A 20,024-nucleotide genomic window follows, 5' to 3' on the forward strand; every position below is an offset into this window, starting at 1 on the left:
AGGGGTGTGGTAGGTTCACGAGCGTAACGCACTGCGCCTTGCCTGATGGAGTGAATGATGAGTGACACCGCCTCGAACGCCGCTTCGGCCGCCGCCCTGTTCTCGTTGGCCGGTCGCACGGCCCTCGTCACCGGCGCCTCGCGGGGCATCGGCGAATCGATCGCCCACCTGCTCGCCGCGCAGGGCGCGCACGTCATCTGCACCAGTCGCAAGGTCGAAGCCTGCGAGGCGGTGGCCGAAGCCATCCGCGCGGCGGGCGGCAGCGCCGAGGCACGCGCCGTGCACATCGGCGACCCGGCCGCGATCGAAGCGCTGTTCGCCGCCCTAGACGCCGAAGGCAAGACCGTCTCGCTGCTGGTGAACAACGCCGCAGCCAACCCCTACTTCGGCCCGATGCTCGACATGGACCTCGTGGCATACGAGAAGACCGTGGAAGTGAACCTGCGCGGCTACTTCTGGGCCACGGTGCAGGCGGCGAAGCGCATGGCGAAGGCCGGCGGCGGCAGTGTCGTCAACGTCGCTTCGGTGAACGCGAAGCGCCCGGCCCCCGGCCAGGGCATCTATTCGATGACCAAGGCCGGCATCGTCAACATGACGGAAGGCTTCGCCAAGGAACTCGCGGCGCAGAAGGTGCGCGTCAATGCGGTGCTGCCCGGCCTCACCGACACCAAGTTCGCCAGCGCGATCACCGGCAACCCGAAGATGATGGGGATGATGAGCCAGCTGATCCCGCAGGGCCGCGCCGCGCAACCCGACGAGATCGCACCGGCGGTGCTGTTCCTGCTCAGCGACGCCGCGAGCTACGTGACCGGCACGACGCTGACCGTGGACGGCGGCTACCTCGCCTGAAGGCGCGTCGCGTCGCCGCGACGCGCCACGGCACTCACCAGTCGTAGCGGCGCTCGAACGTGGCGACGCTGCCGTCGGCGCGGGTCAGGGTGCGGGCGTAGAGCTCGCGCGGGCCGAGGTCGTCGTCGACGAAGCCGTGCACCGTGACGGTCTCGCCGACGTCGGCCGGCACCCAGTTCGGGCCCACGTACACGCGGATGCTGCCGGTGGCGTCGGCGAGGCGGAACTCGTCCTCGTCGGTGATGCGCTCGACGGTGCCCTTGACGGTGACCATGCTGCCGCGCTGCGCGTCGGCGATCGGGGTGATGCGCTCGGCGGCAACGGCGAGGGCCGGCACGAGGGCGAGGAGAAGAGCGGCGGCGAAGGACTTCATAGCGGGACTCCGGCAGTGAGGGGGGTGGGGTGCCGGAACCTCCGGCGCCATCCACGGAAGCCATGCTGGAACACGCCCCTGACGCGAACCTGACGGGCTTCAGCGCTCCCTGAACCGGAGCACGAACGCCGCGCCGCCGTCGGCCGGCGAATCGATGAGCACCTCGCCGCCCTGCGCACGCTGCACGCGCTCCACGATGGCAAGGCCGAGGCCCGCGCCACCGGGCGCGGCATCGGCACCCCGCCAGAAGGGCTGGAACAGGGAGCGCCCCGCGCCGGGTGGAAGGCCCGGGCCGCGATCGCGGACGCGCACCTCGGGGCCGGGCCCGACCGTGACGTCGACCACGCCCGCCCCGCCGTGCACGATCGCGTTCTCCACGAGGTTGGAGAGCGCGAGCTCGAGGGCGTCGGGGTCGGCGGCGACGATGATCGGCACCGCCGGCAGTTCGAGGGCGAGTTCCACCCCGCGCAAGGCGGCGAACGCGGCCAGCGCGGTGGCGACGCGCGAAGCCCCCGCACGCAGGTCCGCGCGCACGGACTCGTCGACCTGCAATGCATCGGCATTCGCCGAGGCGAGCACCTGGCGCACCGTGCGCGAGAGCGCGACCACGTCGGCGCGCAGTTGGTCGGTCGCGGGCCCGGGAGGAAGCGCATCCAGGCGCGCGGCGAGGACCGCCACCGGCGTACGCAAGGCGTGGGCGGCCTCCGCGGCGCGGCGCTTTTCGGCGGACAACGCGTCGTTCAGGCGATCCAGCGAGAGACGCGTGGCGTCGACGAGGTCGATGATCTCGGAGGGCAGGTCGGCGGCCGGCAAGGGCGCGGGCAACTGGCCAGGGCGAATACTCCGCGCCCAGCGCGCCGCGGCCGTGACGGGCGAGAGGCCGCGGCGGATCAGCACGGCATTCGCAGCGATGAGCAGCACGACCACCGGCACGATGGGCAGCCAGATGTGGTCGACGAACTCCGCGAGCAGTGCGCGCGGCAGCAGGTGTGCGGGGTCCTCGTGCATCACGAAGACGAGGCGCAGCTCGCGCCCCCCCAACGTGGCCTTCTTCGAGGCGATCAGCAGCGAGCGCGAACCCGACTTCCGGTGGGCGAGCCAGTCGTCGGCGAAAGCGGCTTCCTCGAAGGCGCGCCGCGGCACGAGGCCGGGATTCGCCGCGTCGAGCACACGCCCTTCCGCATCCGCCACGACGAAGGCGTATGCCTCGGGATGCGCCTCGTACAGCGCCCGCGCCGACGCCTCGACGCGCCCCTCGGCGGGGTCGAAAGCCTCGGACACGAGGCCCAGTCGATGCTCGACGACTTCGCCCTCCATCGCTCGGCGGTCAAATCCGTAGTAGAGACCCACGGCCAGCATGTTGACGACCAGCGCCGCGCCGGAGATCGCGAACAGGCGGGTCGTGAGGCGCGAGGCGAGCGAACGCGGCGATGCGCTCATGGCGCGACCTCCTTCACCAGCATCCAACCAAGACCGCGGACGGTCACGATCGGCAGCGGACAGCCGACGGCGGCCAAAGCACGGCGCAAGCGCGACATGCCAGCCTCGAGGGCGTTCGGCCCCACCTCATCGTCGAAGCCGTAGATCGCCTCCTCGAGGGCGCCGCGCGCCACCACCCGGCCCGCCGCTCGCATCAGTTGCTCGAGGATGGCCGTCTCGCGACGTCCGAGCATCACGGGGCGGCCATCGGCCACCACGCTTCGATTCACCGTGTCGAACGCGATCGGGCCCACCTGCAGCGTGGTCGCGGCTCGCTCGCCGGGGCGTCGCAAGACGGCGCGGCAGCGCGCTGCCAGCTCCCGCATCTCGACCGGCTTGAGGATGTAGTCGTCGGCACCGCCATCGAGGCCGGCCAAGCGGTCCTCGAGCGCGTCGCGGGCGGTCAGCACGATCACCGGGACGCGACCGCCGTCGCGCAAAGCCGGCAACAGACGCAGGCCGTCGCCGTCCGGCAGCCCGAGGTCCAACAGCACCAGTCCGTAGTCGGCCGTGCTCGCCATGGCGCGTGCCTCGCGGGCGGTGCCGGCGTGATCGACGGTGAAACCTGCCCGGGCCAGGGCGTCGCCAATGGCCTCGGCAAGCGGTGGATGGTCTTCGACCAGAAGCAGGCGCATGTCGTTCCTCCTTGCGGCCAGCGTGCCGGCGGAGCCTGACACAGGCCTGACGTCCTGCAGGTCGACGAGACGCTAAGCTCGACCCCTCGCCCGCGATGCCGCCCCATGATCGACCTGCACTACTGGCCCACGCCGAACGCCCACAAGGTCACGCTGTTCCTCGAGGAAACCGGCGCGCCGTACACCCTGCACCCGGTGAACATCGGCGCCGGCGAGCAGTTCCGGCCGGAGTTCCTCGCCATCGCGCCGAACAACCGCATGCCGGCGATCGTCGACCACGCGCCGGCCGACGGCGGCGCACCGATCAGCGTGTTCGAGTCCGGTGCCATCCTGCTCTACCTCGCCGAGAAGACCGGGCGCTTCCTGCCGGCCGACCTGCGCGGCCGCACGGCCACGCTCGAATGGCTGTTCTGGCAGATGGCGGGCCTGGGGCCGATGACCGGCCAATACGGGCACTTCCACGTCTACGCGCCGGAGACGATCCCCTACGCGCAGGAGCGCTACGCCCGCGAGGCCCAGCGCCTGCTTGGGGTGCTGGACCGCCGCCTCGAGGGCCGCACCTTCCTCGCCGGCGACGGCTACACCATCGCCGACATGGCCTGCTACCCGTGGATCTCGCCCTACGTGAAGGCGCCGCTCGACCTCGAGCCGCATGCGAACGTGCGCCGCTGGCGAGAGGCCATCGCCGCGCGCCCGGCCACGGCGCGCGCCTATGCCGTCGCCAAGGACCCTCGATTCGCACGACCCGCCGAGCTCAGCGACGAGCAGAAGCGCATCCTGTTCGGCATCACGCCGAAAGCCTGATTCCTCCCGCCACGCACGACCACGACGGAACGCCGCGCATGCGCCTCCTTGCCACCCTCACCCTCGCCGCCTGCGGCGCCCTTGCCTCGCCCGCCATGAGCTCGACGCCCGCCCCGACCGCTGCCTCGCCTGCCGCCACGCCGCAGCAACTCACGCTCGAAGCCATCACTGGCGACACGCCGCTGTCCGGCCCCACGCTCGTGCAGCCGAGGTTCTCGCCGGACGGCGCGCGCATCACCTTCCTCAAGGGCAAGGCCGAGAACCGCAACCAGCTCGATCTCTGGGCCTTCGACGTGGCGACGAAGCAGGCCGCGCTGCTGGTCGACTCGAAGGCACTGCTTCCCGATGGCGAAGGCGAACTCAGCGACGAGGAGAAGGCGCGCCGCGAACGCCAGCGCACTGCGTCGCTCTCGGGCATCGTCGAGTACGCGTGGTTCCCCGATTCGCGCCGCCTGCTGTTCCCGCTCGGCGGCGAGCTCTACCTGTTCGACCTCGCCGCGCCGGACGCCGGCGCGCGCAAGCTGACCTCGGGCGAGGGCTTCGCCACCGATCCAAAGGTCTCGCCGAAGGGCGGCTTCGTCAGCTTCATCCGCGGCCGCAACCTGTGGGTGGTCGAGGTCGCGTCGGGCGCTGAAGCGCAGCTCACCGCCGACGGCAGCGACGTGATCGGCAATGGCGTCGCGGAGTTCGTCGCCGACGAGGAGATGAACCGCCACACCGGCTACTGGTGGGCGCCGGACGACAGCGCCATCGCCTTCGCGCGCATCGACGAGACGCCGGTGCCGATCCGCGAGCGCTTCGAGATCTACCCGGACCGCACCGAGGTCGTCCGGCAGCGCTACCCGGCCGCCGGCGAGGCGAACGTGCTGATCCAGCTCGGCGTGATCGCGCCGAAGGCCGGCGCCGACGTCCGCTGGATCGACCTGGGCGAGGAGAAGGACATCTACCTCGCCCGCGTGGATTGGGCCTCGCCGCAGCGCCTGCTGTTCCAGCGCCAGAGCCGCAACCAGCGCCTGCTCGCGCTGGTGGCAGTCGAGCTCGCCAGCGGCGAACAGGAGACCCTGGTCACCGAGCGCAGCGACACGTGGGTGAACCTGCACGAGCTGCTGCACGTCCTCGCCGACGGCAGCCTGCTGTGGGGCAGCGAGCGCAGCGGCTTCCAGCACCTCTACCGGATGGATGCCGATGGCCGCGATGCGCGCGCACTGACGCGTGGCAAGTGGATGGTGGAAGACCTGCTCGCGGTGGACGAGGCGCGCGGCGTGGTCTTCTTCAGCGGCACCAAGGACGGTGCATTGGAGCGGCATGTCTACCGCGTGCGCCTGGATGGCCGCGGCGAGCCGGAGCGGCTCACCCGCGACGCCGGCATGCATGCCGCGAGCTTCGATGCAAAGGCCGAGCGTTTCGTCTCGCTGTGGTCGAACGCCACCACGCCGCCGCAGACCCAGCTGTTCGATCGTGACGGTGCGCTGCTCGCCACCCTCGTCGAGAACACGCTCGCGGAAGGGCACCCCTACTTCGCCTACCGGGGCATCCACGCACCGGTGGAGTTCGGCACGCTGAAGGCCGCGGACGGCCGCACCGACCTGAGCTACAGCCTGATCAAGCCGCCGGGCTTCGACGCGCGGAAGAAGTACCCGGTCGTGGTCTACGTGTACGGCGGCCCGGCCGCACAGACCGTCACCAACAGCTGGCCCGGCCGTGGCGACCACTTCTTCAGCCGCTACCTCGCGCAGCAGGGCTACGTGGTGTTCTCGCTCGACAACCGCGGCACGCCGCGCCGCGGGCAGGCCTTCCTCTCGGCGCTGTACCGCCAGCAGGGCACGGTCGAGGTGGAAGACCAGCTCAACGGCATTGCCTGGCTGCGCGCGCAACCGTGGGTGGATGCGCGCCGCATCGGCGTGCACGGCTGGAGCAACGGCGGCTACATGACCCTCATGCTCTTGGCGCGTAGCCGCGGCGCCTATGCCTGCGGCGTTTCCGGCGCGCCGGTGACCGACTGGGCGCTGTACGACACGCACTACACCGAGCGCTACATGGACCTGCCGCAGGCCAATCCGGAGGGCTACGACAAGGCACGCGTGTTGGCGCACATCGAGGGCCTCACCGAACCGCTGCTGCTGATCCACGGCATGGCCGACGACAACGTGCTGTTCTCGAACGCGACCGTGCTGATGAGCGCCCTGCAGCAGCGCGCCCAGCCCTTCGAACTGATGACCTACCCCGGCGCGAAGCACGGCCTGCGCGGCGCCGATGCCCTGCACCGCTACCGGATGACCGAGGCCTTCTTCGGGCGCTGCCTGAAGTGACGTGGCGGGCGCACGCCGCCCGCTACAATCCGCGGCATGGACGTCTCCTTTCTCCTCGATGGGCTGAACGAAGCCCAGCGCGAGGCCGTTTCCGCGCCACCGGGCCACTACCTCGTGCTGGCCGGCGCCGGCTCCGGCAAGACCCGTGTGCTCACGCACCGCATCGGCTGGCTGCATGCCGTCGATGGCGTGCCGCTGTACGGCCTCCTCGCCGTCACCTTCACCAACAAGGCGGCGCACGAGATGCGCCACCGCATCGCCGCCACGCTGGGCGTCGAGACCCGCGGCCTGTGGGTCGGCACCTTCCATGGCATCGCCCATCGCCTGCTGCGCCTGCACTGGCAAGAAGCGGGGCTGCCCGAGGGCTTCCAGATCCTCGACGCCGACGACCAGCTGCGGTTGGTGAAGCGCGTCATCGCCGACCTCGACCTCGATGACTCACGCTTTCCGCCGCGGCAGGTCGTGTGGTGGATCAACGCCCGCAAGGACGAAGGCCAGCGGCCCGAGCACATCCAGATCGCCGGCGGCGACTACCTGGGCAAGGAGATGCTGCGCGCCTACGCCGAGTACGAGGTGCGCTGCCGGCGCGCCGGGCTCGTCGACTTCGCCGAGATCCTGCTGCGCGCGCATGAGACCCTGCGCGACCACGAGGCGCTGCTGGCGCACTACCAGCGCCGCTTCACCCACCTGCTGATCGACGAGTTCCAGGACACCAACGCCATCCAGTACGCCTTCGTGCGCCTGTTGGCCGGTGCGCGCGGCCAGGTCTTCATCGTCGGCGACGACGACCAGGCCATCTACGGCTGGCGCGGGGCCAAGGTCGAGAACGTGCAGAAGGTGCTGGCCGACTACCCCGGCGCCCGCACGGTGAAGCTGGAGCAGAACTACCGCAGCACCGGCACCATCCTCGCCGCCGCGAACGCGGTGATCGGCCACAACACCGACCGGCTCGGCAAGAACCTGTGGACCGAGGCCGGCGACGGCAACGCCATCGACGTCTACGCCGCGTACAACGAGATGGACGAAGCGCGCTACATCGTCGAGCGCGTGCGCCAGCACGTGGCCGCCGGCGGGCGGCTCGTCGACTGCGCCATCCTCTACCGCAGCAACGCCCAGTCGCGCGCCATCGAAGAAGAACTGCTGAAGACGCAGGTGCCGTATCGCGTGTACGGCGGCCAGCGCTTCTTCGAACGCATGGAAGTGAAGGACGCCCTCGCCTACCTGCGCCTGTTCGCCTCGCGCAGCGACGACGCGGCCTTCGAGCGCGCGGTGAACACGCCGCCGCGCGGCATCGGCGAGAAAACGCTGGACGAAGTCCGCCGCGCCGCCCGCGAAGGGGCCGAACCGCTGTGGAACGCCGCACGACGCCTTGCCGAGTCCGGCGCGCTGGCTGCCCGCGCGCGCAATGCACTGGCCGCGTTCCTCGACCTCGTCGATCGCTTGGCGGACGACGCCCGCGACCTCGACCTGCCGGCGCAGGTCGAGAAGGCCATCACCGACACGAAGCTGCGCGAGCACTACGACAAAGAGGGCAAGAACCAGCTCGATTCGCGCATCGACAACCTCGACGAGCTCGTTTCGGTAGCCAGCCGCTTCGCGCGCACCGAGGACGTCGACGCCGACATGCCCGAGCTGATCGCCTTCCTCGGCTATGCCGCCCTCGAAGCGGGTGAATCACAGGCCGACGTCGGTAGCGATGCGGTGCAGCTGATGACCCTGCACACGGCGAAGGGCCTCGAATTCCCGTTCGTCACGCTGGCCGGTGTCGAGGAGGGCCTGTTCCCGTCGATCCGCTCCACCGAAGGCGACCGCCTCGCCGAGGAGCGGCGCCTGGCCTACGTCGGTATCACCCGCGCCCGCGAACAGCTGCTGATCACTTACGCCGAATCGCGCCGCCTGCACGGGCAGGAGCTGCTCGGCGCGCCTTCGCGCTTCCTGCGCGAGGTGCCCGAAGCCCTGCTGCGGGAGGTGCGGCCGAAGGTGGCGGTGTCACGTCCAGGCGGCACGAACGCCTGGGCCGGCGAGCGCGACGTGCAGTACGCCGACACCACGCCATTGAAGGGCTTCAAGCTCGGCCAGCGCGTCAAGCATCCGAACTTCGGCGTGGGCGTGCTGAAGAGCGCCGAGGGCAGCGGCAACCACGTGCGCGTGCAGGTCGATTTCGAGAACGGCGGCGCGAAGTGGCTGGTGCTCGCGTATGCGCCACTGTCGGCAGCCTGACGGCTGCCGCGGCGCCGCTCTCGGCGGCCTGATCAGCGCCCGTCGGGCGCTCCCACCACGCCGTCCAGTCGACCACGGATCGCCTCGTCGGCCTTCGCATCGGCATTGAGCGCCGTGTACTCGACCCGCGAACGGAAGCCCGGGCCCAGCGCGCGCCCGGCCGGGCCGAAGGCGCGCACGCTGAGCTGGCCGATGATCATCTCGGTGCTGCGGCCGTAGAACTGCAGCTGCTGCGTGCCGGTCTGGTCGAAGCTGACGCGGATGATGCGGTCGGCGCCGTCGGGGTTCTCGGTGAGCTGCCAGCCGGCGTTGCTCGCGCGATCCTCGATGGCCTGCACCACGGGGATGATGATCGACGGGTCGCCGCTACCGACCACCGCCACGACGGTGGCCGCACGCGCTGCGGCACGGCGCTCTTCGCGAGCCTCCTGGCGGGCGTCGCGACCTTCGGCGACGGGCGCCGGGTCGGCACTGGCCGTGGCGGCCACGGCATCGACCGGAGGTGCGACGGTGTCGGTGGGCGGCGGCGTGGTGGTGGCCGCGGCGTCATCGGCCGTGGCGACCGCCGTTCCGGCGACGCCTGCCGCGACCCCGGTGGCGAGCGCGGTATCGGCGCCCGCCTCGCCGTTGGCGGTGGGCGTCGAGTCGTCCGGCGTCGGCGCGTTGCCCTCGCCGATCGCGGCGACGGCGCCCTCGCTGGTGTCCGCGGGCGCACCGAAGTAGCGGTAGGCACCGAACGCCGCCGCGCCGAGCACGCCGAAGAGCAGCACGCCGGCCACGACCATGGGTGCCTTCGAAGGCGCGCTGCCGCGCACTGGCGCCGGTGCGGGCGGTGGCGAGCCCCCGGGGATCGTCGGCGGCTCGCTCGGGCCCGCCGCGTTGGACGGGCTGGAGCCGACGACCGGCGGCGGCGTCGGGCGGCGCTTCGCGGTGGGCGTGGTCGGCGGTGCCGAGTACAGCGTCGAGGCCGCGCCGCTGGGCTTGCGGACCTGCAGCCCGAGCTGCGTTCCCTTGCCGGCGACGAGCGGGTGCAGCTCGAGGTCGTCGATCAGGTCGGCGGCGCTCTGGTAGCGGTCGGCGGGGTCCTTCGCCACCAGTTTGGTGAGGATGGCCGCGGTGCTGACATCGACTTCTTTGTTGATCCCGCGGATGTCCGGGATCTCGGCCTGCACCACATCGAGCATCAGCTTCAGCGGCGACTCGTCGGAGAACGGCAGCCGTCCGGTGAGCGACTCGAACATCACGATGCCCAGCGCGAACAGATCGGAGCGCGCGTCGACGGACTTGCCGAGGCAGATCTCCGGCGACAGGTAGCCGGGCGTGCCGACGAACTCGCCGGTGCCGGTGAGCTTGGCGTCGAATTCCTGGCGCGCGAGCGCGATGCCGAAGTCGGCGATCTTCACCCGCCCGCGCAGGTCGAGCATCAGGTTGGCCGGTTTGATGTCGCGGTGCACCACGCCGCGCTCGTGCGCGGTCTGCAGGCCGCGCGCCGTCTGCAGCAGGATCTTCAGAACATCGGGAATGGGCAGCCGGCCTTCGCGCTTGATCAGCTGCGAGAGGCTCTCGCCCTCGACGAACTCCATCGCGAAGAACGGCTGGTTGTTCTCCTGGCCGATGAAATAGACCTGGATGATGTGCGGATCGTTGAGTGCCGCCATCGAGCGGGCTTCGCGCAGGAAGCGCTCGACGAGGTTGTGGTCGTGCGCGAGCGCGGGCGAGAGCTCCTTGATCGCGACGTAACGCGTCAGCGCCGGCTCGTAGCCCTTGTAGACGACGCCCATGCCGCCACGGCCGAGTTCGGCGACGATTTCGTAGTGCCCAAGGCTTTCTTTCATGGTGGTGCGTCCGACGCGTCAGGGGGATGGGCGAATCCTACGCCCTCGGGGCGGGCCTGCAACGCGGCCACGACGGGCGCCGTTGCTACACTCGGGCGATCGAACTGGAGGGGCAACGATGAAGCGTCGCGACATCCTGAAGGGCGTGGGCATTGCGGCGGCTGCGGCAGGGCTCGCAGCCTGCAGCCAGTCCGGCCAAAACACCGGAGCGGCGGTCGCGGACGAGGGCCCGCGGCAGTGGAAGATGGTGACGAGCTGGCCGACCAATTTCCCGGGCCTGGGCACCGGCGCGGCGCGGCTGGCCGAGCGCATCACCCAGGCGACGGGCGGGCGCATCACGGTGAAGGTCTTCGGCTCGGGCGAGCTGGTGCCACCGTTCGAAGTGTTCGACGCCGTCAGCCGCGGCACCGCCGAGATCGGCCACAGCGCCGCCTACTACTGGAAAGGCAAGGCCCCGGCGGCGCCGTTCTTCTGCGCCGTGCCCTTCGGCCTGAACGCGCAGGAGATGACGAGTTGGCTGCGCGTCGGCGGCGGCCTCGAGCTGTGGCGCGAGCTGTACGCGCCGTTCAACCTCGTGCCCTTCCCGGCCGGCAACACCGGCGTGCAGCTCGCCGGCTGGTTCCGCAAACCCATCAACGGCATCGGCGACCTGCAGGGCCTGAAGATGCGTATCCCCGGCCTCGGCGGCGACGTGCTGCAGGCCGTCGGCGGCGTGCCGGTGAACCTGCCCGGCGCCGAGATCTTCAGCAGCCTGCAGAGCGGCGCCATCGACGCCGCCGAGTGGGTGGGCCCCTACAACGACCTCGCCTTTGGCCTGCATCGCGTGGCGAAGTTCGCCTACTACCCCGGCTGGCAGGAGCCCGGCCCCACGCTCGAGGCGATCTTCAACAAGGCCGCCTTCGACGCGCTTCCTGACGACCTGAAGGCCATCGTCGATGCCTGCTGCGCCGCGGTGAACGACGAGATGCTGGCCGAGTACACCGCGCGCAACCAGCAGGCGCTCGACAGCCTGGTGCGCGAGCACGGCACGCAGCTGCGCCGGCTTCCCGACGACGTGCTCGGCGCGCTGAAGCGGGCCGCCGACGATGTGCTCGACAACCTCGCCAACAGCGACCCGTTCGCACGCCGGGCGTGGAACTCGATCCGCGCGTTCCGCGCACAGGCGCAGGCCTGGCACTCGGTCTCGGAAGAGGCCTACTACCAGGCACGGCGATGAGCACCCGGCCCGCGGCGCTCGTGCTGCTGCTGGCCGGCCTCGCCGGCTGCGCGCCGGCGCCGGAGGGACGGGGCGGCGCGGACGCCAGCGTGGCGGCGCAGCACGCCGCCGTACGCGAGCGACTCGATCTCGATGACCGGCAGGCCTTCGACGACGCCATGCGCGGTTTCGTCGCCGCGCCCTCGGGCGTGGTGCGCGATGCAGCCGGCGAGGTGATCTGGGATTTCGCCGCCTTCGGTTTCGTCGACGGCGAAGCACCACCCACGGTGAACCCCAGCCTCTGGCGTCAGGCGCGGCTCAACAACCACGCCGGACTGTTCAAGGTGACCGACCGCATCTGGCAGCTGCGCGGCTTCGACATCGCCAACCTGTCGCTGATCGAAGGCGAGACCGGCTGGATCGTCGTCGATCCGCTGACCTCGCGCGAAACCGCCGCCACCGCGATGGCTTTCGCCCGCCAGCACCTCGGCGACCGCCCGGTGAGCGCGATCGTCTACACGCACAGCCACGTCGATCATTTCGGCGGCGTGCTGGGCGTGGTTTCGGCCGAAGAGGCCGCCGCCCGCGCCATCCCGGTGGTGGCCCCCGTCGGCTTCATGGAAGAAGCGACCAGCGAGAACGTGCTGCTCGGCGTGGCCATGGTGCGTCGCTCGGAGTACATGTACGGCAAACACCTGCCGCGCGATGCCACCGGCCTCGTCGACAACGGCCTCGGCAAGGCCGTGGCCTACGGCAGCATTGGACTGCTCCCGCCGACCCTCGTCGTCACGCAGCCCACCGAGGAACACGTCATCGACGGCGTGCGCTTCGTGTTCCACAACGTGCCGGGCACCGAGGCGCCCTCCGAGTTCACCTTCGCGCTGCCCGAACTGAAGGCCTTCAACGGCGCGGAGCTGGTCAGCCAGACACTGCACAACCTCTACACGATCCGCGGCGCGAAGGTCCGCGACGCGCTGCGCTGGGCCAACGACATCGACGCCACGGCCGAACGGCTGGGCGACGCCGAAGTGCTGTTCAACCAGCACCACTGGCCGGTGTGGGGGAATGACGAGATCCGTGGCTTCCTTGGCTCGCAGGGCGATGTGTACCGCTACCTGCACGACCAGACGGTGCGGCTGATGAACGCCGGGCTGACCGCGCCCGAAATCGCCGAGACGCTCGAACTGCCCGAGGCGCTCGATCGCCACCTCGCCACGCGCGGCTACTACGGCACGGTGCGCCACAACATCAAGGCGATCTACCAGTTCTACCTCGGCTGGTACGACGCGCACCCGGCCAACCTCGATCCACTGCCGCCGGTCCCCGCCGCGGAAGGCTACGTCGCCCTCGCCGGCGGCATGGGGCCGCTGCTGGACGCCGCGCGTGCAGCGCAGGCCCAAGGGCAGCACCGCTGGGCGGCGGAGCTGCTGAAGCACGCCGTCTACGCCGAGCCCGGCAACGAAGAAGCCCGCGGCCTGCTGGCCGTGAGCTTCGAACAGCTCGGCTTTGCCGCCGAAGCGAGCACTTGGCGCAATGCCTATCTGGCGGGCGCGCAGGAGGCTCGCGACGGCGCCCCGGCCAAGGGGTTCTCGCCGACGCGCATGCGCGAACTGCTGGCCCGGACGCCGGTGGAGCGCTTCCTCGAGCGAATGGCCGCGTCCATCGACGGCCCCGCGGCCGGCGACCTCGACCTCACGATCAACCTCGTGCTCACCGATCGCGGAGAAAGCCACGTGCTGCACCTGCGGAACGGCGTGCTGCGCCATCGCGCCGCACCGGAGGACCCGGCGGCCGACGCCACGCTGCGGCTCACGCACGCGGTGTTCCTCGACATGATGACGGGCCAAGCCGGCGCGGGCGCGCTGCTCACTTCGGACGAGGTCACGATCGAAGGCAGCACCCTCGACCTCGGCCGCTTCTTCAGCCTCGTCGAGAAGCCGCCGGGCAACTTCCCGATCCTGTCGCGCTGAGGGCGCGACGCCGACTCAGCCGAGCGTCACCATCGCCGGCGCGTGGTCGGAGGGGCGCTCCCAGGTGCGCGGCTCGCGGTCGATCGAGGCCTCGGTGCAGCGGCCGGCGAGCGCCGTCGAGAGCAGCACGAGGTCGATGCGCAAGCCGAGGTTGCGGCGGAAGCCCGCGGCCCGGTAATCCCACCAGCTGAACACGCCACCGTCCTCGTGCTGCAGCCGGTAGCTGTCGACGAGGCCGAGGTCGAGCAGCCGGCGCAGGGCGGCGCGCTCGGCGGTCGAGGTCAGGATGCTGTCGTCGTTCCAGGCCTTCGGATCGTGCACATCGCGGTCGTCGGGCGCGATGTTGAAATCGCCCAGCACCACGAGGTTCGGGTAGCGGGCGATTTCCTCCGCCAACCAACCGTGCACGGCCTCGAGCCAGCGCAGCTTGTAGTCGTATTTCTCGCTGCCGACGGCCTGGCCGTTGACCACGTACAGGTTGACGATGCGCAGGTCACCGACCGTGGCGGCGATCACCCGCTTCTGCTCGTCGGCGAAGCCGGGGATGCCGGCCTGCACGTCGCGCGGCGCGAGGCCGCTGGCGCTTCGCACGAGGATGGCAACGCCGTTGTAGGTCTTCTGCCCGGCGAACACCGAGCGGTAGCCCAGCGCGGCGATCTCGCTGTCGGGGAACCGGTGGTCCTCGAGCTTGGTTTCCTGCAGGCCGACCACGTCGGGCTGGCGGGAGCCGAGCCAGGCCAGCAGGTGCTCCTGCCGGGCGTTGAGGGAATTGACGTTCCAGCTGGCGATCTTCATGGGTGCGCCATCAAATTGATTTATCAGGGCTTTCTCTTTAGCGGACCTGTTGGATACCCCCATCCGCACCCCCGGATTGGCTGGGTGAAGCCAATGTCGCGAGAAGACGGCCCACGACGCTCGCTCCGCCCAGCACTCGTCGTCCTATTGTAGTTCAGACAGCACCATGCAGAACCAAAACAGCGGGCCCAACGTAAGCGCGATGACGACGAAACAGACGACACCCAAGGAATGGAACTCATTGCCGCAGTGGGTGAAAGAGGAGTGGGAACGTGGTCGCTTGGACAATGCCTTCCATCGGCCATTGATGCAGCGACTCGTCGACCATTCGGCGAGCATGGCGACGGTCTGGAAGCTGCTTGATTTGAAAAGGGATTCGTCCTCTCGGACGGGACCACTTGGCTCGCTGCTTTCCCTCATGCGTATCGCCAGCAGCGGAGTGGATCCTGGCAGTAACCGAAGTCGGGCAGACCGCCTCGCCATCGCCAGCGACATTCAAAAGCACGCCGAGGCGCTCATAAAGCAAATTGATCGAATCGGCAGCCCGTCGCCATTCGACACTTACCCAGTTCTCCTTGCAGCTTCAATGGATCACGCCGCCGCGAAGATCGCGGACTCGCATGTCACAACGGCGTTCCAAGCGGTGATCGACGAAATCGAATCGGGATCGATGGACCTGGAACTATCGGATACGGCCAGGAATCGGCTGATTGAAGAGATTGAGTACATTCGAAATGAGCTTGAAGTGAGGGTTCGTAGGCTCTACTCAGACCCCCGACCAGCGCTTCGGACTCTCTCCGACGGAGTTCAAAGGTGGGCGGAGGAAGCCACTTGGGGCCGATCGGAAAAGATCTGGTTTCTCGCCGAAGGCGTCGAACGCCTGCTGAAGGGACGCAACGACGCGGCCGCTGCAACGATCGCATCGGCGCTTCTCGATGAGGAGGTCACGCCCGACATGGTGAAGGGAGTCATGAGCCGCCGCGCTTAGTCAAAGCGCCGCACCTATGTCAAGGTCGCTTTTGTCGAAAGAATCGGAATTCTCGACCGTGCTTCGTGGCGAGTGAATCCATAGCGTTCTCCCTGAAGACCCAGAAGCTTCCGGGTCATTGAAGGCGACGTACGTCGCCGAAGGAGAACCACATGGATTCACCCTATACCTGCATGTTGCGGGTCACCGAAGTGTGCCGCCGAACCGGACTCAGCAAGTCACAGATTCACCGGATGGTGAACGACCTCACCTTCCCGGAGCCGATTCGCCTGAGCAAGCGAGCCGTTGCTTGGGTCTCGAACGACATCGAAGCATGGCTGCAAAACCGGATCAGCGCGGCTCGAAAGCCGGCCTGACGTGAGCATCCGGCTCATGAACCAAGCGTGGGAGCTATCGCTGCCACCCACGCCGAAGCTGGTGCTCTTGGCACTATGCGATTGGTCAAACGACCAAGGAATCTGCTTCCCCGCGGTGAAGACGATCGCGACGAAGACGAGCATCACAGATCGTCATTGCCAGCGCATTCTTTCGAAGCTTATCGCGAGCGGGCTCGTCTCCGTGATCGGAAACCACAACGGCGGTGGCGGGTCACGCCGATACCAGATCAACGTCGCCACATTGGCTGCGGGGCCGCCGAAAGAGGGGGGTGACAAATTGTCACCCGTGACCCCTCGGTCGCACGCCGGGGCGACAAATGCGTCCAGAAGGGGTGACGCCGGCGTCACCCGAACCAAGAGCATCCGTCAGATGGAACCACCACGGGAGATTGCTTCTTCGGACCAGCATCTCGATCTATCGCTCATGCCGCAGCTGACCGACGCAGAGAAGGTTGTCGTCGTCAGTCAATTGATCGGGCTTGAAACGCCGGTCCAACAGCAGCTTGTCGACGAGCTTGCAGGGGCCATTCGATCCGGAGCTCTCAAGGGCCCTTGGCCTTCCTGGTTCCGGGCCGTCGTCAAGAACGCTCGAAATGCGAGCTTCAGCCCAAACCACGCCATCAAGATTCAAGCAGAGCGCTCGCGGCGCCGGCGCGAATCGGAAGAGGCGGCCGAGAACAGGGAGCGCCGGAATCGATCGGAGACCCCAGAGTCCAGGGCGAAGGCCTTGCAAGCACTCAAGAAAGCTCGATCCGCATTGTTTGGCTCAGCTGAATGACATGCGCGAAGCCAGACCATCATTTCTGGGTATCGCAATCCGTGGTTGCAATCCGTCGATAGTTTTTGCGTTACAACGAGCCGTCGTTCGTGACGTGCGGCTAGAAAGGACCTCTCTAACGCCAATCACTCGGCTCGGCTGGGTCCATTAATCAGGAGCTCTCATGCACACGATCACCCGCGCAGAGCTTCGTGCTCTGCATCCCATGCCTGCCGGTCCCACGCTGGCCGAGCTCGAGGCCATCGACCTGCTGATGACTTGCGCCGAGAGTGATACAGGCCAGTCGCGGCGGTGCCGCGCCTTCCTGCTCGCGTGGTGGAACGCCGAAAGTTTCGGCGGCTTCGATCTGACGAACGTGTGGGGCCTGGATGACGAACTCGCAAACGCCTGCGCTGTTGTTTTCGGTCTCGTGACGCGCTGGCACTCCTGGCCCACCGATCTGCCGAGCGATCTGGCGAAGCGCTTCCGAGTTCTTGCCACGCGCACGTGGAACGAACGTAACCCTGATGCTGAGTAATGGATCCCGGCGACCCTACCCGCTTGAGCCATATCGGAGCGCCGCGCAACACATCCATCTCGCCATTGGTTTGGTGCATGCGGCGAGCGATCGCGCCCGAGGATCTGAACCTTTCCGCCATGGCGAAGAGCATGGGTGCGGCCGCCTCCGATGCAATCAGCTACGCGGAAGCAATGAGCACTGAAGAAGGGACATCCTCGATCGCGGAACATGCGCACCCGGAGACCCGGCGCACTAAATGAGCCCGATCTTCTAGTCGATTCCGGGCGTAACGCTTGTGGTGCAGCGATCCGCCTGACGCGCCAGATTCCAAGAGTAGTTTCTAGCGCCGACTCTAGACACCGTTCGCATCCGTAGGGTGATCAAGACGCCATTGTGGTCGCCGTGCTTCTTGGCCTCCACTGAGGCAAGCGTCGTTAGCCCATCGCCCTCCGTGATGGGATACGTCCCGTGGAAGTACGGCTCGTATCGCGCTTTGGCGACATCAGCGATTCTCTGCGCCTCGCCCTCGTCAGCTGCCAACACGACCCTCGAAAGGCGAGTAACAGAGAAACGCGCGGGCATGGCGGGATCGGCTAGGTCAGGAAGCAGCGTGACCTCAAATAGCGTGTACAAGCCCGAGGCGGTCTCGTATCTGCCCGTAAGCGTCAGTCCACCCTCAAACAGCGGATGACCGGCCCAATCATCCGGGCACACGTCGGCGTACCGATCTGCCACCTCAAAGATTCTGGGATCGAGCTGACGAACAACCAAAGCCTTCTGGAAGCTGTCATCCCAGAATCCGAAGACTTCCCGGTGTTCTGAACGAAATCGAGCCCAGCCGTCGTAACGGTACTGCGGGAGCTCTTCAAGCGGGAGAAATGAGAACCCTGCGATGTCTTCAAGGCGATCCCCGATGCAGACATCTGCAAAGCATGCATGGCCATTCTTCTCGAATGATCCCTCAGCTGGTCCCGCAGCCGCCTGCAGAATCAGGGGAAAACTCAGAAACGGCATCACCAGCAGCTTTGCGATCATCCTCACTTCGATCTCCTTGTATGGGTTTCCATAGCAGCGTTCCGCAGGAAGCGGACAAGAGCGGCAACGGAGGGCGATCAATGATGACCCGGGGATGCCAAGGCCCAAAGTTGGCGCCGTCCCGACGCCTCCCTTTTGCGCGGCGAAAGAGTGCACGTGGCACCCTCATTCACGTCACCTTAGCGTCGGGGCACAGAACTGTTAAGGCCAGCGAAGTGGGCTTTTTGAGCTTTATTGAGTTTTTCTGCCTCAACGCGCCGCCTATCGCATGTAAACGCTCTTGACCCACCGCCCCCGCCCATCTCCGTGTCCAAGATCATGGCTCACGGCGATCAGCGCCTCTCGCGCCGAGTAGCCGCTGTTGATGTATCCCGCCATCTGATCTTGGGCAAACGCGTACCGCGCCGCATGGGGCTGAATGCCCGATCGGAAGGCCCAGGAGTGGTAGATGCTCCGAGCCTGCTTCAGTCCGCCGGCCGGCGCCCCGTCAGCCCGAAGGACGAGGAATCCGCCGGACTTTTCGGCTGCGGCGATCGCACGATCAATCGCGGAGACCGCAAGGTCGACACCGAAGACCCTGACATCACGCCTCCGCCCGCCTTTGGTGCCCTCAATCACCAAGATCCGCCCGTCCCGGAGCAGTCCGGAACGCCACCGCCAGAGTGTGTCGAGCCGGGCATGGATCGCCTCATTGCCCCGGAGCCCCAAGTAGCGCTCGAGATCGATCAGGCAGCCCAAGCCCGATCGATTCAGCTCTGAAGCGCGGCGGAGGACAGACAGCCGGTCCGCATCGGGCATGGCGGTCTTCCGTCCAATCCGGACGCCTCCAGAGATCCCAAGCGCCTCATTGGATTGCTCCGGGGCATCCGCGACGGCCGCCCGTCCGACACCGCGAAGGGCGGACCGCAGGTGCGACAGTTCGTTCTGGAGGGTGCGAGGACCCGCCCCATCGGCCGTTCGCGAAGCGACATAGGCCTTGAGGTGTTTGCCAGCGATTTCCTCCGCGCCGAACAGATGGGTGTACCCGGAAGCAACCATCGAAGACGCAAACATCGACGCGGTGCGTTCTCTGGCCTCGCGAGTTAGGTGCGCACCGCCCTTACGATTCATCGCCGCCACTAGGGCGGATTTCAGCTCACTCTTCCTGCTCACAGCATTCTCCAGTTCTCATCCGCGCTGACGACTGAGGCGGCAGGCAAACGCCTGCCAGCACATCAGCCCTCAGCGCGGAAAAGATCCGGTGAGTAACGAGCCCCGCTGCCCACACGGACTTCTCCATGAAGGTGCGCCGCGTTTGCGGCAGTTGGGGCGACCCTTTCGGGCGGGCGTGATGTGCTCAAGGGGTCCTTGCTTCGGTCCAATGAATGCGGTCCGACCAAGGAGTGGTCCGTGTGTCACTGGCTCGAACGGACGCGAAGCAGCGAAGCCGTAGGCGCCTCAGATCGAGTAGAAGTTGCGTCACTCTCGCGATTCGCATCTGCAGAAAGTGAGCGGAAAGGCGCGCAACAGGGGCTTAGGCATGAGGGCCCAACCGTCCCCTTGTGGCAGAGGGCTCGGGAAAACCGATACCGCCGAGAAACACATGGTCGCTGTTGATCAATCACCAGCGCCGCGAGAACCAGGCCGGCGCGCCATTGAGCGCATTCGGCCTAAGAAACTACCCACCCACATGGCGGGCCTGAAATTCTTGGCTTAGGCGCCAAGATCGCCTGCAACGAATCGGAAGGTATCGGCGCTAGCGGCAGCTTCGCAAATCGATACCTATTTGGGATCAAGCGAACGCTCATGGGATGAAAAAAGTCGCCGGACCTGACCAGAACTGCGCAACGCTTTTGGCGAGACGAGGCTGCAGAGCTTGCCGATGCTTGGCGTCGCCAAAAGAG

General features: G+C 67.7%; 18 protein-coding genes. 11 read left to right on the plus strand and 7 right to left on the minus strand.

Annotated elements, in window-relative coordinates; all coding sequences use genetic code 11:
* Positions 1 to 57: 57 nt before the first annotated feature.
* A complete protein-coding gene (locus O9280_RS02245; protein WP_298338205.1) occupies positions 58 to 849 on the plus strand; it encodes a glucose 1-dehydrogenase in 792 nt (263 codons plus the stop codon).
* 34 nt (positions 850 to 883) lie between these two features.
* Here the strand turns inward: O9280_RS02245 and O9280_RS02250 are convergent, their stop codons facing one another.
* From O9280_RS02250 to O9280_RS02260, 3 genes are all read right to left on the minus strand, one after another.
* Positions 884 to 1,222: a hypothetical protein gene (locus O9280_RS02250; protein WP_298338207.1), complete on the minus strand. Its 339-nt coding sequence runs from the start codon at positions 1,220 to 1,222 to the stop codon at positions 884 to 886.
* Between the two features lie 99 nt (positions 1,223 to 1,321).
* Positions 1,322 to 2,662, minus strand: coding sequence for a HAMP domain-containing sensor histidine kinase (locus O9280_RS02255; protein ID WP_298338209.1), 1,341 nt, complete (start codon positions 2,660 to 2,662; stop codon positions 1,322 to 1,324).
* Positions 2,659 to 3,336, minus strand: a complete 678-nt coding sequence (locus tag O9280_RS02260; protein ID WP_298338212.1) for a response regulator transcription factor — start codon at positions 3,334 to 3,336, stop codon at positions 2,659 to 2,661. The genes O9280_RS02255 and O9280_RS02260 overlap by 4 nt, the downstream gene beginning before the upstream one ends.
* Positions 3,337 to 3,441: 105 nt before the next feature.
* On the opposite strand from O9280_RS02260, the gene O9280_RS02265 reads away from it, so the two are divergent.
* From O9280_RS02265 to uvrD, 3 genes are all read left to right on the plus strand, one after another.
* Positions 3,442 to 4,140, plus strand: coding sequence for a glutathione binding-like protein (locus O9280_RS02265; RefSeq protein WP_298338215.1), 699 nt, complete (start codon positions 3,442 to 3,444; stop codon positions 4,138 to 4,140).
* A 95-nt stretch (positions 4,141 to 4,235) separates the two neighbouring features.
* Positions 4,236 to 6,449 (plus strand): S9 family peptidase, encoded by a 2,214-nt coding sequence (locus O9280_RS02270; protein WP_298338373.1) that lies wholly within the window; start codon positions 4,236 to 4,238, stop codon positions 6,447 to 6,449.
* A 36-nt stretch (positions 6,450 to 6,485) separates the two neighbouring features.
* Complete coding sequence (gene uvrD / locus O9280_RS02275; RefSeq protein WP_298338217.1) at positions 6,486 to 8,669, plus strand: DNA helicase II; 2,184 nt, start codon at positions 6,486 to 6,488, stop codon at positions 8,667 to 8,669.
* A gap of 32 nt (positions 8,670 to 8,701) precedes the next feature.
* On the opposite strand, the gene O9280_RS02280 is transcribed toward uvrD, so the two are convergent.
* Positions 8,702 to 10,504, minus strand: a complete 1,803-nt coding sequence (locus O9280_RS02280) for a serine/threonine-protein kinase (RefSeq protein WP_298338219.1) — start codon at positions 10,502 to 10,504, stop codon at positions 8,702 to 8,704.
* 118 nt (positions 10,505 to 10,622) lie between these two features.
* On the opposite strand from O9280_RS02280, the gene O9280_RS02285 reads away from it, so the two are divergent.
* Together O9280_RS02285 and O9280_RS02290 are read left to right on the plus strand one after the other, a co-directional pair.
* Complete coding sequence (locus tag O9280_RS02285; protein ID WP_298338221.1) at positions 10,623 to 11,720, plus strand: TRAP transporter substrate-binding protein; 1,098 nt, start codon at positions 10,623 to 10,625, stop codon at positions 11,718 to 11,720.
* Positions 11,717 to 13,669: an alkyl sulfatase dimerization domain-containing protein gene (locus tag O9280_RS02290; RefSeq protein ID WP_298338223.1), complete on the plus strand. Its 1,953-nt coding sequence runs from the start codon at positions 11,717 to 11,719 to the stop codon at positions 13,667 to 13,669. The genes O9280_RS02285 and O9280_RS02290 overlap by 4 nt, the downstream gene beginning before the upstream one ends.
* Before the next feature lie 15 nt (positions 13,670 to 13,684).
* Here O9280_RS02290 and xth read toward each other — a convergent pair whose 3' ends face one another.
* The gene (xth, locus tag O9280_RS02295; protein ID WP_298338225.1) at positions 13,685 to 14,464 is read right to left on the minus strand and encodes an exodeoxyribonuclease III; all 780 of its coding nucleotides are present in this window, start codon (positions 14,462 to 14,464) and stop codon (positions 13,685 to 13,687) included.
* 166 nt (positions 14,465 to 14,630) lie between these two features.
* Here xth and O9280_RS02300 point away from each other — a divergent pair, with 166 nt between their 5' ends.
* The 5 genes from O9280_RS02300 to O9280_RS02320 all read left to right on the plus strand — a co-directional run bounded on the left by O9280_RS02300 (position 14,631) and on the right by O9280_RS02320 (position 17,366).
* On the plus strand, positions 14,631 to 15,452 hold the full coding sequence (locus tag O9280_RS02300; RefSeq protein WP_298338227.1) for a hypothetical protein: 822 nt from the start codon (positions 14,631 to 14,633) through the stop codon (positions 15,450 to 15,452).
* A 152-nt stretch (positions 15,453 to 15,604) separates the two neighbouring features.
* Entirely contained in the window at positions 15,605 to 15,808 is a 204-nt protein-coding gene (locus O9280_RS02305; RefSeq protein ID WP_298338229.1) for an AlpA family phage regulatory protein, read from the plus strand.
* A 1-nt stretch (position 15,809) separates the two neighbouring features.
* Positions 15,810 to 16,607: a helix-turn-helix domain-containing protein gene (locus tag O9280_RS02310; protein ID WP_298338231.1), complete on the plus strand. Its 798-nt coding sequence runs from the start codon at positions 15,810 to 15,812 to the stop codon at positions 16,605 to 16,607.
* A gap of 163 nt (positions 16,608 to 16,770) precedes the next feature.
* Positions 16,771 to 17,124 (plus strand): hypothetical protein, encoded by a 354-nt coding sequence (locus O9280_RS02315; RefSeq protein WP_298338233.1) that lies wholly within the window; start codon positions 16,771 to 16,773, stop codon positions 17,122 to 17,124.
* The gene (locus O9280_RS02320; RefSeq protein WP_298338235.1) at positions 17,124 to 17,366 is read left to right on the plus strand and encodes a hypothetical protein; all 243 of its coding nucleotides are present in this window, start codon (positions 17,124 to 17,126) and stop codon (positions 17,364 to 17,366) included. The genes O9280_RS02315 and O9280_RS02320 overlap by 1 nt, the downstream gene beginning before the upstream one ends.
* Positions 17,367 to 17,376: 10 nt before the next feature.
* Here O9280_RS02320 and O9280_RS02325 read toward each other — a convergent pair whose 3' ends face one another.
* Both O9280_RS02325 and O9280_RS02330 read right to left on the minus strand, forming a co-directional pair.
* Positions 17,377 to 18,147, minus strand: coding sequence for a hypothetical protein (locus O9280_RS02325; protein ID WP_298338237.1), 771 nt, complete (start codon positions 18,145 to 18,147; stop codon positions 17,377 to 17,379).
* Between the two features lie 255 nt (positions 18,148 to 18,402).
* Positions 18,403 to 19,293, minus strand: coding sequence for an integrase domain-containing protein (locus O9280_RS02330; protein WP_298338239.1), 891 nt, complete (start codon positions 19,291 to 19,293; stop codon positions 18,403 to 18,405).
* Between the last annotated feature and the right edge of the window lie 731 nt (positions 19,294 to 20,024).

The sequence above is a fragment of the Silanimonas sp. genome (genome assembly GCF_027531545.1).
Lineage (GTDB): Bacteria > Pseudomonadota > Gammaproteobacteria > Xanthomonadales > Xanthomonadaceae > Silanimonas.